This is a genomic window from Burkholderia sp. L27(2015) (genome assembly GCF_009765705.1).
Classification (GTDB): domain Bacteria; phylum Pseudomonadota; class Gammaproteobacteria; order Burkholderiales; family Burkholderiaceae; genus LMUX01.
On record NZ_LMUX01000004.1, the window covers coordinates 136124 to 148907 of the forward strand.

Annotated in this window: 16 protein-coding genes; 10 read left to right on the forward strand and 6 right to left on the reverse strand. The window is 58.3% G+C overall.

Annotation, left to right across the window (positions count from 1 at the left end; translation table 11 throughout):
- Positions 1 to 61: 61 nt before the first annotated feature.
- The gene (locus GSQ77_RS01050; RefSeq protein WP_158898390.1) at positions 62 to 988 is read right to left on the reverse strand and encodes a LysR family transcriptional regulator; all 927 of its coding nucleotides are present in this window, start codon (positions 986 to 988) and stop codon (positions 62 to 64) included.
- 178 nt (positions 989 to 1166) lie between these two features.
- Here GSQ77_RS01050 and GSQ77_RS01055 point away from each other — a divergent pair, with 178 nt between their 5' ends.
- The 4 genes from GSQ77_RS01055 (at position 1167) to GSQ77_RS01070 (ending at position 4161) form a co-directional block, all read left to right on the forward strand.
- Positions 1167 to 2528, forward strand: coding sequence for an NAD(P)/FAD-dependent oxidoreductase (locus GSQ77_RS01055; RefSeq protein WP_158898146.1), 1362 nt, complete (start codon positions 1167 to 1169; stop codon positions 2526 to 2528).
- Between the two features lie 68 nt (positions 2529 to 2596).
- Positions 2597 to 3034, forward strand: a complete 438-nt coding sequence (locus GSQ77_RS01060; protein ID WP_158898148.1) for a RidA family protein — start codon at positions 2597 to 2599, stop codon at positions 3032 to 3034.
- Positions 3035 to 3044: 10 nt separating this feature from the next.
- Positions 3045 to 3722, forward strand: coding sequence for a DUF1028 domain-containing protein (locus tag GSQ77_RS01065; RefSeq protein WP_158898150.1), 678 nt, complete (start codon positions 3045 to 3047; stop codon positions 3720 to 3722).
- A gap of 70 nt (positions 3723 to 3792) precedes the next feature.
- Positions 3793 to 4161 (forward strand): DUF2784 domain-containing protein, encoded by a 369-nt coding sequence (locus GSQ77_RS01070; protein WP_158898152.1) that lies wholly within the window; start codon positions 3793 to 3795, stop codon positions 4159 to 4161.
- Positions 4162 to 4197: 36 nt separating this feature from the next.
- On the opposite strand, the gene GSQ77_RS01075 is transcribed toward GSQ77_RS01070, so the two are convergent.
- A complete protein-coding gene (locus GSQ77_RS01075) occupies positions 4198 to 4845 on the reverse strand; it encodes a TetR/AcrR family transcriptional regulator (protein WP_158898154.1) in 648 nt (215 codons plus the stop codon).
- A gap of 89 nt (positions 4846 to 4934) precedes the next feature.
- Between GSQ77_RS01075 and GSQ77_RS01080 the strand changes: the two genes are divergently transcribed.
- Positions 4935 to 5816, forward strand: coding sequence for an aldo/keto reductase family oxidoreductase (locus GSQ77_RS01080; RefSeq protein ID WP_158898156.1), 882 nt, complete (start codon positions 4935 to 4937; stop codon positions 5814 to 5816).
- A 151-nt stretch (positions 5817 to 5967) separates the two neighbouring features.
- Here the strand turns inward: GSQ77_RS01080 and GSQ77_RS01085 are convergent, their stop codons facing one another.
- Entirely contained in the window at positions 5968 to 6279 is a 312-nt protein-coding gene (locus GSQ77_RS01085; RefSeq protein ID WP_158898158.1) for an SDR family NAD(P)-dependent oxidoreductase, read from the reverse strand.
- A 265-nt stretch (positions 6280 to 6544) separates the two neighbouring features.
- On the opposite strand from GSQ77_RS01085, the gene hfq reads away from it, so the two are divergent.
- Together hfq and GSQ77_RS29880 are read left to right on the forward strand one after the other, a co-directional pair.
- Positions 6545 to 6856, forward strand: a complete 312-nt coding sequence (hfq, locus tag GSQ77_RS29875; RefSeq protein ID WP_158898160.1) for an RNA chaperone Hfq — start codon at positions 6545 to 6547, stop codon at positions 6854 to 6856.
- 602 nt (positions 6857 to 7458) lie between these two features.
- Complete coding sequence (locus tag GSQ77_RS29880) at positions 7459 to 7749, forward strand: YkgJ family cysteine cluster protein (protein WP_367889644.1); 291 nt, start codon at positions 7459 to 7461, stop codon at positions 7747 to 7749.
- 73 nt (positions 7750 to 7822) lie between these two features.
- Here the strand turns inward: GSQ77_RS29880 and GSQ77_RS01100 are convergent, their stop codons facing one another.
- Positions 7823 to 8476, reverse strand: a complete 654-nt coding sequence (locus GSQ77_RS01100) for an ureidoglycolate lyase (RefSeq protein ID WP_158898162.1) — start codon at positions 8474 to 8476, stop codon at positions 7823 to 7825.
- A gap of 242 nt (positions 8477 to 8718) precedes the next feature.
- Positions 8719 to 9180, reverse strand: a complete 462-nt coding sequence (locus GSQ77_RS01105) for a Rid family hydrolase (protein ID WP_158898164.1) — start codon at positions 9178 to 9180, stop codon at positions 8719 to 8721.
- Between the two features lie 212 nt (positions 9181 to 9392).
- Here GSQ77_RS01105 and GSQ77_RS01110 point away from each other — a divergent pair, with 212 nt between their 5' ends.
- Complete coding sequence (locus GSQ77_RS01110) at positions 9393 to 10292, forward strand: LysR substrate-binding domain-containing protein (protein WP_158898166.1); 900 nt, start codon at positions 9393 to 9395, stop codon at positions 10290 to 10292.
- A gap of 93 nt (positions 10293 to 10385) precedes the next feature.
- On the opposite strand, the gene GSQ77_RS01115 is transcribed toward GSQ77_RS01110, so the two are convergent.
- Entirely contained in the window at positions 10386 to 10910 is a 525-nt protein-coding gene (locus tag GSQ77_RS01115) for an Rrf2 family transcriptional regulator (RefSeq protein WP_158898168.1), read from the reverse strand.
- A gap of 144 nt (positions 10911 to 11054) precedes the next feature.
- Between GSQ77_RS01115 and GSQ77_RS01120 the strand changes: the two genes are divergently transcribed.
- Both GSQ77_RS01120 and GSQ77_RS01125 read left to right on the forward strand, forming a co-directional pair.
- Positions 11055 to 12269 (forward strand): NAD(P)/FAD-dependent oxidoreductase, encoded by a 1215-nt coding sequence (locus tag GSQ77_RS01120; RefSeq protein ID WP_158898170.1) that lies wholly within the window; start codon positions 11055 to 11057, stop codon positions 12267 to 12269.
- 116 nt (positions 12270 to 12385) lie between these two features.
- On the forward strand, positions 12386 to 12733 hold the full coding sequence (locus GSQ77_RS01125; RefSeq protein WP_158898172.1) for a hypothetical protein: 348 nt from the start codon (positions 12386 to 12388) through the stop codon (positions 12731 to 12733).
- The last annotated feature ends 51 nt before the right edge of the window (positions 12734 to 12784 follow it).

Consider the following 12784-nt stretch of genomic DNA (forward strand, 5'->3'; position numbering starts at 1 on the left):
GCGGGTGCAGGCGGGGGGCAGACCGGGCGCAGGCTTGAAGCAGACGATTGCACGGTGTGCATCACGCGTCGATGTGCAGTTGCTCGATATAGGTTTCGCAGAACGATGCAAAGCGATGCACAAGCTGGCGCGGCTTCATCGCGCGCGATTGTGCGATACCCAGCATCGTTGCATTGACATTGTCTTTGAAGCGTTTAATGACGAACTCTTCGCCATCCACGGTGCGATTCGACTTGAGTGGAAAGTTGAGCAGGCTATACCCGAGACCGTTGGCCACCATGCCGCGCACGACTTCCGGCTGCGATGAACGGAACGCCGGCACGGGGCGGCTGCCCACCGCATCGAAGAGCGCGGCGAAATACTCGCGGCTGTGCGGCAGATCGAGCATCACATAGGGCTCGGGCAGGAGGTCTGCGAGCGATACCTTACGCACGCGTGCGAGCCGATGCGTCTTCGGTAGGATCGCATAAGGTGGCAGCGAGAGCAGCGGCGTGAAGGCGATGTCTTCTGTCAGGTCGAGGCTGTATGTGAGGGCGATATCGAGTGAGCCATCGTGCAGGCCCCGCAAGAGGCCGTCCTGATGTGCCTCGACAGTGCGAAACGAAATGCCTGCGTGTTCGCTCGTGAACCGGCTGATCAGCGCCGGCATGAGCGGTGGCGCGAGCGAGACGAGACAGCCGAGCGCGATGGAGCCCGTCATGCGGCCATCCATTTCCTTTGCGGTCGTCTGCAGTTCCTCGGCGATCTTCAGCAGATTGCGCGCTTGCCCGAGCAGATCGCGTCCCGCTTGCGTGAGCGAGAGACCGCTTGCGTGATGCCGTATGAAGAGTTGCACGCCGAACGACACTTCCAGGTCCCCAAGCGCGGTCGAGATCGACGGCTGCGAGATGTGCAGACGCTTCGCGGCGGCCGTGAAGGACAGCGCTTCGGCCGTGACCACGAAATAGCGCAACTGGCGCAACGAATAACGCAACGGGTGATTTTCCATCGACGCCGCTCCAATATTCAAGGTCTTCAATGGGAAGAAGTGTAAAGCGGTCAAAAAGACCTGCATAGGAAACTCCGATGCTATGCATTTTTTAAATATATTTTTCAGATCCTGAACGGGCGCGTACATTTTTCCGAGGACGAATCAAAATCATCCGCCTCTTCAGAAGGACAGAGTCATGACAGTGGAAAGAACGGCTATCGATACGCTGGTGGTCGGCGCGGGCCAAGCGGGCGTCGCCATCAGCGAACATTTGAGCAGACTCGGCGTGCCGCATCTCGTACTGGAGCGCGCTCGTATCGCCGAGCGCTGGCGCACGGGACGCTGGGATTCGCTGGTTGCCAACGGTCCAGCATGGCACGATCGTTTCCCCAATCTCGAGTTCGCGGACGTCGACCCGGATGCATTCGCTCCAAAGGAGCAGGTCGCGGACTATTTCGTCGCTTATGCGAAGAAGTTCGAAGCGCCGATCCGCACCGGCGTAGAAGTGAAGCAGGTCGTGCGCAATGCGGGGCGGCAGGGGTTTACCATCGAAACGTCGGAGGGCACGATCGAGGCCAATCGCGTGGTCGTCGCGACGGGACCTTTCCAGCGCCCCGTCATTCCGCCGATCGCGCCGCAAGATTCCAGTCTCACGCAGATGCATTCCGCCGACTATCGCAATCCCGGGCAATTGCCCGAAGGGGGCGTGCTGGTGGTGGGTGCAGGATCGTCCGGCGTGCAAATCGCGGACGAGTTGCAACGTGCGGGCAAGCGCGTCTATCTGTCGGTTGGCGCGCATGATCGTCCGCCGCGCGCCTATCGCGGTCGCGATTTCTGCTGGTGGCTGGGCGTGCTCGGCGAATGGGACGCGGAGGTCATGAAGCCCGGCCGCGAGCACGTCACCATTGCGGTGAGCGGCGCGCGTGGCGGTTATACCGTGGATTTCCGGCGTCTCGCACATCAGGGCATCACTCTCGTTGGGCTCACGAAGGCTTTCGACAATGGCGTGGCGAGTTTCGAAGCCGATCTCGCGGCGAACATCGCGCGCGGCGACGAGAACTATCTGTCGCTGCTGGACGCGGCCGACGCGTACGCCGAGCGCAACGGTCTCGATCTTCCGGGAGAGCCCGAAGCGCGCGTCATTCCCGCCGATCCGGAGTGTGTCACTCATCCCTTGCACGATCTCGACCTGGCGAAAGCCGGCGTGACGTCGATTATCTGGGCGACCGGCTATGCAGTCGATTTCAGTTGGTTGCAGGTCAACGCCTTCGATGAAAAGGGTAAGCCGACGCATCAGCGCGGCGTATCAAAGGAGCCGGGTGTCTATTTTCTCGGTCTGCCCTGGCTGTCGCGTCGTGGGTCGGCATTTATCTGGGGCGTGTGGCACGACGCGAAGCACGTCGCCGATCACATCGCCACGCAACGCAAATATCTGGCGTATTACGACGAATCGCAGCGCCATGCACCGAGCCGCGGCGAGGATAGCGCTGGAAGTGCCGATGGCGTATCCGCCGCCGGTTCATCCGTCCATAATGTCAGCGAGATGGGCTTGAATTGATACCTACGCCTTTTTAATCCGCGATCTATTTCTTCTCAGCGGTATCTTCCTTACATTAAGGTGCATTGATGAGCCAACCTACGCATACCCGTATCCGCATGTTCAACACGAAGGATACCTATCCGAACCAGACGCTCGACAACGATCTTTGTCAGGCCGTGCGCGCCGGCAACACGGTCTATGTCCGCGGCCAGGTGGGTACGGATTTCGAAGGCCGTTTGGTCGGCCTCGGCGATCCGCGCGCCCAGGCCGAGCAGGCGATGAAGAACCTCAAGCAGTTGCTTGAGGAGGCGGGCAGCGATTTGTCCCACATCGTCAAGACAACCACTTACCTGACCGACACCCGTTACCGCGAGCCGGTCTACCAGGAAGTCGGAAAGTGGTTGAAAGGCGTATTTCCCATTTCCACCGGACTGGTGGTGGTCGCGTTGGGTCAGCCGCAATGGCTGATGGAGATCGACGTTATCGCCGTCATTCCCGATGGATGGGCGCGGCCGAAAGCCTAAGGAACAGGACATGACATTCTCTATCGTTGGACGTTGTGCAGAATCGGGGCAGCTCGGTATCGCGATCAGTTCTTCGAGCATCGCGGTGGGCGCTCGATGCCCGTGGGTGCGCTCAGGCGTCGGCGCGGTGGCGACCCAGAACGTCACGCTGCCGGCACTCGGTCCGCAGGTTCTCGATCTTCTGGAGAGCGGGCAATTCGATCCCACCGCCGCATTGGACCATGCGCTCGGCGCGAGCGAGTGGTCCGAATATCGGCAGGTCACGGTGGTCGATAGCCAGGGCCATACGGCGTTCTTCAGCGGTAAAGAAGCGTTGGGCACGCATCACGCCCTAGCCGGCAAGCAATGCGTAGCCGCGGGCAACATGCTCGCCGGCGTCGAAGTGATCGAGGCGATGGTTTCGGCGTTCGAGCAGGCAACCGGCGCGCTTGCTGATCGGCTGCTCGCAGCCATGCATGCGGCGATGGCCGCCGGCGGCGAGGCGGGACCCGTGCATTCGGCGGCGCTCAAGATCGTGGGCGACCTGAGCTGGCCGATGGTCGATTTGCGGGTCGATTGGGCGGATGACGATCCCCTCGGCCAACTCGACGGTTTGTGGCACGCGTATCGGCCGCAGATGCAGGACTACCTGACCCGGGCGTTGAATCCGACCGCCGCGCCCAGCTACGGGGTGCCGGGCAACGAATGACGGATCAAGCCGAGCGCTGCTCGAAAGGTTGATCGGCTTTGCGACGGTTATCGAACCGGACGAGCGCGTCATGAACTGGCTGGCCAATACCGTTCTTGTGTTGCACGCGCTGATCGTGCTGTTTATCGTCGGCGGGTTAATCGCTATCTGGACAGGTGCATGGTTAAAACGCGACTGGGTACGCAACCGCATGTTCCGGATTGCGCATCTCACAGCGATAGGCGTCGTCGCGATTCTCGCTGTTCTTGACATACCGTGCCCGTTGACGGTACTGGAGGACTGGCTTCGTAGCGGACGCGTCGGCCCGCAGGGGTTCGTGCAGCGCTGGGTAAGCCACTGGCTGTACTACAACTTGCCGGGCTGGGTGTTCGCGATGGCCTACGCGGCGTTCCTGCTGGTCGTGGCGGTCACGTGGTTTCGCGTCCCGCCGCGTTCATGAGGCGTGCGCCTGTTCCCACGCCAACCATAGTTGAGACTAGTCCGCCGATAACTTCGAACGCGCCTCGCGTTCCAAATACCCTATACAGATCGACTCAAGTTGACTAGGAAATTTGCGGATCACTGATTGCGGCAACTTTCCCTCAAGCAACAAACGTATCGGGCCGACCAACGCTCCCGTGAACATAAATGTGGTCGTGGAAATATCGTCAAAATGTGCATCGGAAGCGGTCTTCAGCATAGCCTCCAGCGCCGCACGGTTGCGCGCCTCCACTTCTCGAACGTAGTCGCGTGAGTCGAGTTCAGCGGCAACCGCGTAAAGGGCACGCGATTCGTCCAGATTTGCCGTCTTGGCTTTTACGAATGCTGCGACAACGGCCTTTACCATCTCCCTCAAGCAGGCGTCACGCGCTGACGCCGCGGCATCCTCGATTGCTCTCACCACTCTTTCCAAATGCCGCTGCAGCACGGCGAACAGAAGCGCCTGTTTTTGAGGAAAGTATTGGTAAAGCGTTCCTACTGAGACGCCGGCCCTCTCTGCCACCCGAATGGTGGTAAGTCGCTGCAGGCCCTCAACCAGCAAAACCTGAATAGTTGCATCGAAGATCGCGTCCACAGTAGCCTGCGAACGCGCCTGCTGCGGCTGTTTGCGGGCGTCCAGCCCTTGTCCGTTGTCTGTGCGCATATGCGAATTCACAATCTGAATAATTATTCGTATTCTATACGAATATCTCGCAGCAACGGAAGCAACAACCCGAAGGAAGGAACCATCCAATGACTAAAGTTTTTCAAGCAGGTACTTTTCAACTCGGCGACCGGTCTGTTACGCGCATGGGCTATGGCGCGATGCAGCTAGCGGGGCCTCACGTTTTCGGGCCACCGAAAGATCGCGCGGCAGCCATCGCGGTGCTTCGTGCCGTGGTGGAAAGCGGGATCACGCATATCGATACGAGCGATTTTTATGGCCCGCACGTCACTAATCAGCTCATCCGCGAGGAACTTCATCCTTATCCCGATGCGTTCACTATCGTCACAAAGGTAGGCGCCAGCCGAGGCAGCGATGGCTCGTGGAACGTTGCATCATCGGCGGCCGAACTGGAACGAGCGGTGCATGACAATCTTCGCAATCTCGGTCTCGATGTGCTGGACGTCGTAAACTTTCGTGTGATGTTCAACGTCGGAGCGCCGTCCGAGGGTGACATCGAAGAGCCTCTGACGGCGCTCGTGCAGCTTCAGGAAAAAGGCTTGATTCGTCACATCGGGCTGAGCAATGTGACAGCAAAGCAGGTGGCACAGGGACGCGCAATTACGCGCATTGCGTGCGTGCAGAACATGTACAACCTTGCACATCGCAACGATGACGCGCTGATCGACAGTCTTGCAAAAGACGGCATTGCGTATGTGCCGTTTTTCCCGCTCGGCGGCTTCTCTCCGTTGCAGGCTGATGCACTCAGCCACGCCGCAGACCAGTGCAACGCGACACCTATGCAGGTCGCCCTTGCATGGTTGTTGCAGCGCTCACCGAACATCCTCCTGATACCCGGAACCTCGTCGGTCGAGCATCTGAAGCAGAACATCGAGAGCGTGGACCTTCGCTTGCCAGAGAATGCGATATTGTCGTTGGACAAAATCGGTTCTGATAAGACGCGAGACTAGGCCGGTCGCTATCTGACTCAGTGCGGCCATGAGCGGACGACGGCAATCCATTTTCAAGCGTCCGCTCGTTGAGCCAAAGCTGTCCTTCGGCGTAGCAGGCCGTAGAAACGCTGTCGTGAATACTGGTTCTTGACGAATTCCGCCCGGACCGTCACCGGACAGTCATAGCGCCACGCCACCGTCGATGGTGAGGCTGGAGCCCGTCATGTAGCCTGACTCCTTCCTTGATGGCAAGGCCGGTCCGTCCGGCGGCCTCTATTGCCCCAACCGTTTCGGCTGCTCGCTCCGGCGCCGACACGTGGGTCACCGCTACATCGGCCCCCTCGTTTGCCAGGCGTCTTGCTGCCGCCGCACCAATGCCTCGCGAACCGCCAAAGACAATGGCAACCTTTCCCGTAAGTTTGCGACTCTCGTTCACTTTTATCTCCGTTTTTGACAGATCAGTCCATAAAATGGCGCGCATAAGCCGCACTAGTTTTTTCGGTGCCTAGCGCGATCTAAGGCGGTTGATTGCAAACCTGGCCAGCATGCGCAGGCTCTTCGCGTCGCCGCCCGCACGGGCTCGCAAACGAAGGTTGGCGCCGTCTCTGTTCTGCTGGGCTCATCTAAAAGACACGCAATGTGTTAACGTAGCTGTCTCAATGCGAGCGGAAAAGTTCGGCGACCTCGCAGCGCTGTACGCTCAACGGTCGAGAGCGAGTTGCCCCGACACCTACGAATGGATCCAGATGAGTTCAGAAGCGCAGAATTACCAAAATGAGATGCTGAACAGGGTGCGCAAAGAGCGGCAAAAGGTCGCGGTATATCTTGTGAATGGCATCAAGCTCATAGGACATGTCGAGTCATTTGACCAGTACATGGTGATACTGAGTTCGACATCAGGCATGCAGGCTGTCTACAAGCACGGAATTTCCACCATCCAGGAGGAAACGGGGAAGCCGCGCGAGACTACTAGCGCGCGGACCAACTCGGGAGTGCCGCGAGACGCTGGCGTTACTATTTCGTACAGGCGGCGGCCTGTGACCGGCACTAGCGCGTAACAAACGTCAGCGTCTCATTTGTACCGCTCCCCGCCTCGCGTAGAAAGATGCAATGATCGGCTGTGATGGGCACGAGCGACCGACTCTGTCCACAAACGAGAATGGACACAGTGCATCGGACAGTCGAGCTACCCAGCGAGCGCCGGAACCGACGGCATCCATTGGAATCGCGATCAACAGTCACCGGCTGCTCCAACGGACCGGTTCAACATCGGGCCCAGCATTGCAGACCCATTCTCCAATCGCCGCTGGCACGCCCTAACCGCGTACTTGTGCAACCCAGGCGAAGGTACCAGCGTACCGCGCAGCTGATGACCGCGGCCGGGAAACGGTAACCCTAGTCAGGGGTTTTGCTCTTCTTCATCGCGCTATCTGCGTTTGCCTTTGACCGTGACGGAGGCAGTTGTCTGGCTGGAGCGTGGCAACGATGTGCAGATTCTCTGCGACGCGTCGCCGTGGCCCGAGGAGCCGCCTGAAGACAACCTCCAGTGGCGCATAGACGTCGTCGTTCGTTTGCCGCGATGAGTGGGTCGTTGCCCACGAGGGTCGTGGTCATTCTGACAGGAGCGTATGCGGGCCCATGCCCGAATCTCCAGCCCGACATGCGCTGCGGTATTTATGAGCAAAGGCCTCTGGTGTGCCGAATCTATCCGGCGGAAATCAGTCCATTCGTCGAACTGACGCCAATGCACAAGGCCTGTCCGCCTGACGCGTGGACGCCTGGATTGCCGCCGCTGCTGCGTGCTGGCAAGCTGGTCGATGCTGGCATCCTGCCGCTGATCCAACCGCCGAACGATGGTCGATACACTTGTGTCGGCTGGCGCGCTCGGTTCTCTCGTCCATGCGAACAGTACTGCGGACTTCGAATACCTGGGGTTTTTCGCGGCATCTGAGTAAAGGCCGCGTCCGGCAATTTATACGCGTTGAGCAATTGCACCCGCAGGGATCGCCGCCTCCACCAAACGATTAGGCATCGCTGGCGATCGGCGCCTCGAGAAGACAGCCAAACTCGCGGGCAAAGTCGACAGAGACGCGCGCATGGACTGCGCCCTGCTTGTCAAAGAACCGCTGCGTCCCTCTAAGAGTGAACACACCTTCATGCCAGACGTTTGGGTGGATGTAGAGACCCTGCTGTCCATTGAAGCGAAAGCACACGAACTTCTCTGGTGCAATGTCGTCCCCGGGCAATGCCAGTGGAATGTAGAACGGAAGATGGTCCAGAGGAAAGAACAGTTGTCCGCCGTCTGGGTGGTAGTTCGCGTGCCAAAGCAACATGCGTTCCGGGGCATTGGTGCTGTCGTCGCGGGCTTCTTCAGGCTCCCTTGCGTACGCAAGAATGTAGTTACCGCCCACGGCCTCGTTTCGACCGTAGAGAATATCCCCGCGCCATTCGCTCACAAATGTCCCTTCGGTTGTGCCTGCCTCATCACCGGTTCCAGGATCGATGGGCCTTGTCCCCACCGCCGGCCATTGCACAATCTCGATCGCGCACTCGCTCGGGTCTGTCACAAGCCTGCCAAATCCATCAAGCGTTGTAGGGGTCGCGTCGACCACAGGCATCGACACGCGTCGGAGGCCAGGAGGAAGGGCGGGGTTGAGGTAATCGATCTCTTGGGACATCGGCACAGTTTACACGAGTCGACGATCTGACCGCAGGTGCTCGAACAAGGCGTTTAGCCGACCTTCGTACACGTGAAAACGGCCACTGCGGCAACGTCGGACCGAACGTCGGAAGCGGGGCGGCTACGGTAGCTCACCGTCGGACCTAGTTCGGCCAGGAGCCGCCGTTCGACTGCCGCACCTGGATTGTCGACATTGTCGCGGGATCGATGAACAAAAAGGTCGAATCGATGATGGTGCGATCAGACCTTCATGATCTTCGCCGCCGTCACGGTCACTTCGACCAGCCATCCAGGTTCGACAAGCCCCACTACCTGTGCACGAGTCCGGGTCGGCAGGTGGGGTTGCGCTGCCGAGCCGAAATAGTCGGCATAGACGCTCGAAAAACTGCCGTAGTCTGGCGCACCGTTTTTCGCGGGCTCTGCAACGAAAAGAGCGTGCACGGCAATCACATCGCCTAACCCATACCCTTTACTTTCGAGGATTCGCTGAATCTGATCCAGCACGCTTTTCGTTTGCGTTTGTAAATCGCCGAAATAGTTCACCGCGTGCGGGTCGGCGTCGAGATTCGACGGCAGTGCGCCTACCCCACTCAACGTGATGGTTTTCGCGTTAGTGGGGATCTCGATTGCTTCCGAAAATTCTCGTGCCCACGACGCTTCGAGGTGCGCGGGGGTATGGTGCCGCACAATGGTGTCGCTCATAAGGTACTCCAAAGGTGAGACCGACGGACATGACACCGTCAGTTGAGTTGACCGTGCCTCTCGTGTGTCAACCAATTGTGACGCGCCCGCTCGTTGGTCAATCGGGATATCGAGGTGTGTCAACGGATGATGATACGTAGGTGTCGATGATCGGGAAAATGAATTAATTCGATGGATATCGTTACGCTTATCAATAACCCAGCGGGAGACACATGGAACTGCGCCACCTTCGCTATTTCCTAGCTATTGTCGAGTTCAACAACCTTTCACGCGCAGCCGAAACGATGTGCGTTGCGCAATCCACCCTGTCGCACGCCCTTCGTCAACTCGAAGAGGAACTGGGTATCGCGTTGTTCGACAGAGTAGGACGAAGCATTCGCCTCACACAGGCAGGCCGGGTTTTTTACGACTATGCGGCACGCGTGTGCAATGAAACGATGCGAGCCAAGCGTGCCATGCAGGAACTCAACGAGCTCGATGCAGGTACCTTTACTTTGGGCGCTGTCCCGGTATTTCCACTTTCATTTCTGCCTCGAGCTGTCTCGTCCTTCAACCAGCGGTACCCGAAGGTGCGGATCGTGGTCCAGGATCTTCTCGCGACAGAGCTCGAGGAAAAACTGGCACTGGGAACAATCGATCTCGGTATCGCATTCCATCCGGCTTCACGGAACGACGTCGAATCCGAGTATCTTTTCTCGGAGCGGCTCGTCTTGGCCGTTGGTCGGGGCCACCCGTTCGCGCAAAAGCACCGGGTTCAATGGAAAACGCTCGATTCAATTTCCCTTGCGCTGCTCACACCAAAATTCTCGACGCGCATCCTGATTGAAGAGACGTTCAGGGCCGCCAGTGTGCAATCGCGAGTGGTCGTAGAAATGGATGCCACGGAGTCGCTTCTGGCAGTCGCCGCAGAAGGGCAGCTTGCAACCATCATTCCGGAACGTGCCGGGGCGGGCTTCGAATGCATCAAATTGATACCCATAACGCATCCGGAATTGTCCCGAAAACTCGGTTTACTATGGCCGAAGGGAACCGGGCGGACTCGCGTCGCGACAACTTTCGCAGACGTGCTGAAGGATGTGTCCGCGAATCTGCGACATGACCAGAAAACGTAATCTGTGGCTGGCTCAGTCCTGCCCACTAAAATTCTCACGCGGCGGCCACGGAGCTATAACGCTCGGCAGTGCGATTGCTGCCCAGCGGGGTTTTTACCCGAGTTTGGGGTTCCTCAGCGCAGCTCTATCATCCAACCAGCTAATGATTTTGGTGCCATAACTGGCCGGGCTCTTGCGTTTGACACGATCCGCCAGGTCGAATAGCGTTTCTTTTGCCAGCGCTTCTTCCATCAGTTGCTGGGCGCTCAACATGACCGAGTGGACAGCACAGGTTCCCGACGTCGCCCAAGCCGGAGCGACGTCGCCGAATACCGCACATCGCACACGTATTTCGCGACATTCAAATAACGCCTTTTTCCCGTCGATCGCGGTCACCACGTCGAGCACACTGATCTCGCTCGCCGACCTGGCCAGAGAAAAACCGCCCTTCACTCCCTCCGTAGCCACCACAAGCCGTGCCTTGGCCAGTTTCGTGAATATCTTAGCCAGAAAATCGACAGGAACACCCTGCAACTCAGCAAGGTCACGAACACTCGCTCCCCGCTCGCAACCGGACTCGTCGATGAGGAATAGAAGGCAGTGAATGCCATATTCAACACCCGAACTGATGTGAGCCATAAAAACTCCGATGATATTTGTCGCTGATTATAACGCGAGCGTCTCACCATCATGAATTGCCTGAAAGTTCTTGCGCCTCACAACTGCGACTGATATAGTCGTAGTTGTGAATTTTAACTTGAGTTGATCGAAAGGATTAAACAAATGGCTGCTCAGATTCTGATCATTGGCACCGGATTCGCGGGAATGTGGAGTGCCCTCGCTGCGGCGCGCTTGCGCCATCTCGAAGGCAAGAGCACTAAAGACGTCGAGATTTCGGTCATCTCGCCGCGGCCCAACTTGCATATCCGCCCTCGTTTATACGAAGCGGATTTGTCGGGAATGGACCCATCGTTGACAGCGCTGTTCGACGTGGCAGGTGTGCGTTTCATTGCAGGCAAGGTCGAGCAGATTCATGAGAGCGACAACTCTGTGGTCTACGTCAACGCTCATGGCGACAAGCATTCGATCGCCTATGATCGACTGGTATTGGCTAGTGGCAGCACGCTGTTCCACCCGGATATACCGGGCCTGAGGGAATACGCTTTCGACGTGGATCAGCTGCCCGATGCTGAAAAATTGCAGCGGCATCTGCACGCGCTCCCACAGCGCCCTGCAAGCAAATCACGCAATACGGTAATTATCGGTGGCGGTGGTTTCACAGGTATCGAAACGGCGGCAGAAATGCCATCGCGCTTGCGCGCCATCCTGGGCAATGATGCGCAGGTCGACGTAGTCATCGTTGAGCAGGCACAAACGGTTGGCCCAGAGTTGGGTGAGGGGCCGCGTCCTATCATCGAGCACGCCTTGCGAGAACAGGGGGTGTCGCTGCGCCTGGGTCAAGCGGTGACATCGATCGACCCCAACGGCATTACCACCTCCAGCGGAGAACGGATCGAAGCAGAGACCGTGATCTGGACTGCCGGCGCTCGCGCCAATGCCTTGGCCGCGCAAGTTTCCGGTAAACACGATCATCTCGGTCGCCTCCACGTAACAACCGACTTGCGGGTCAGTGCTTCGAATGTATATGCGACGGGCGATGTCGCCTTCGTTGCCGCCGACGATCTAGGCCACCACGCCCTCATGTCGTGCCAACACGCCATGAATCTCGGACGCTCAGCCGGCTACAACGCGATGGCTGATGTACTGGGGCTGCCCTGCATCCCGTACAACCAACACAAGTATGTAACTTGCCTGGCACTCGGACCTTGGGGGGCTGTTTACTCTGAAGGATGGGACCGGCATATCAAGCTGTCCGGCACCGATGCTGCCGCGCTGAAAGCGAAAATCAACACATCCTGGATCTACCCGCCGCATGCCGACATGGATGAAATCATCGCCACTGCAGATCCGGAACTGCGCCCGGTTCAATACATGTGACAGCGATCGGCATCCGTGACGAATCTGCTCTGCCACACAATCGATTCGTCGGACTCATGCCGTCCGACACCGGCATGCCTGGCGGTAAAAAGACCGGCCAAAAAATAGGCGATTACATGATCAAAGGAGGGCGGTTCGAATTGGCGACGCGCGAACTTCTGAGTACGGGGTTTTCAATTAGCTGGTTTGATCGCTTCCCGGTCAAGATGGCGCCGCACCGATTTCTCCACAATACATCGGCGAGCGTGACCACGAGCTCAGTGCCGGCCGACGACCAGGTCATCGACTCGACGCTTGACGAGATCACGTCCGTGGTCACGATCGCAGCGACCCCGCAGATGCCGGCGGCTGACATAATGGCATTGGCGTACGCGATCCCGATCAAGGCGGTGCCGGGTATGCCTGTATTGGAGCGCGCCGACGTGAATCGAAGCCTACGAGAAAAATACACATGCCCTGGCTGAAATGCCGCTGTGTGGGGTAAGCCAAAGCTTAAGATCCGCTGCGACGAGTGC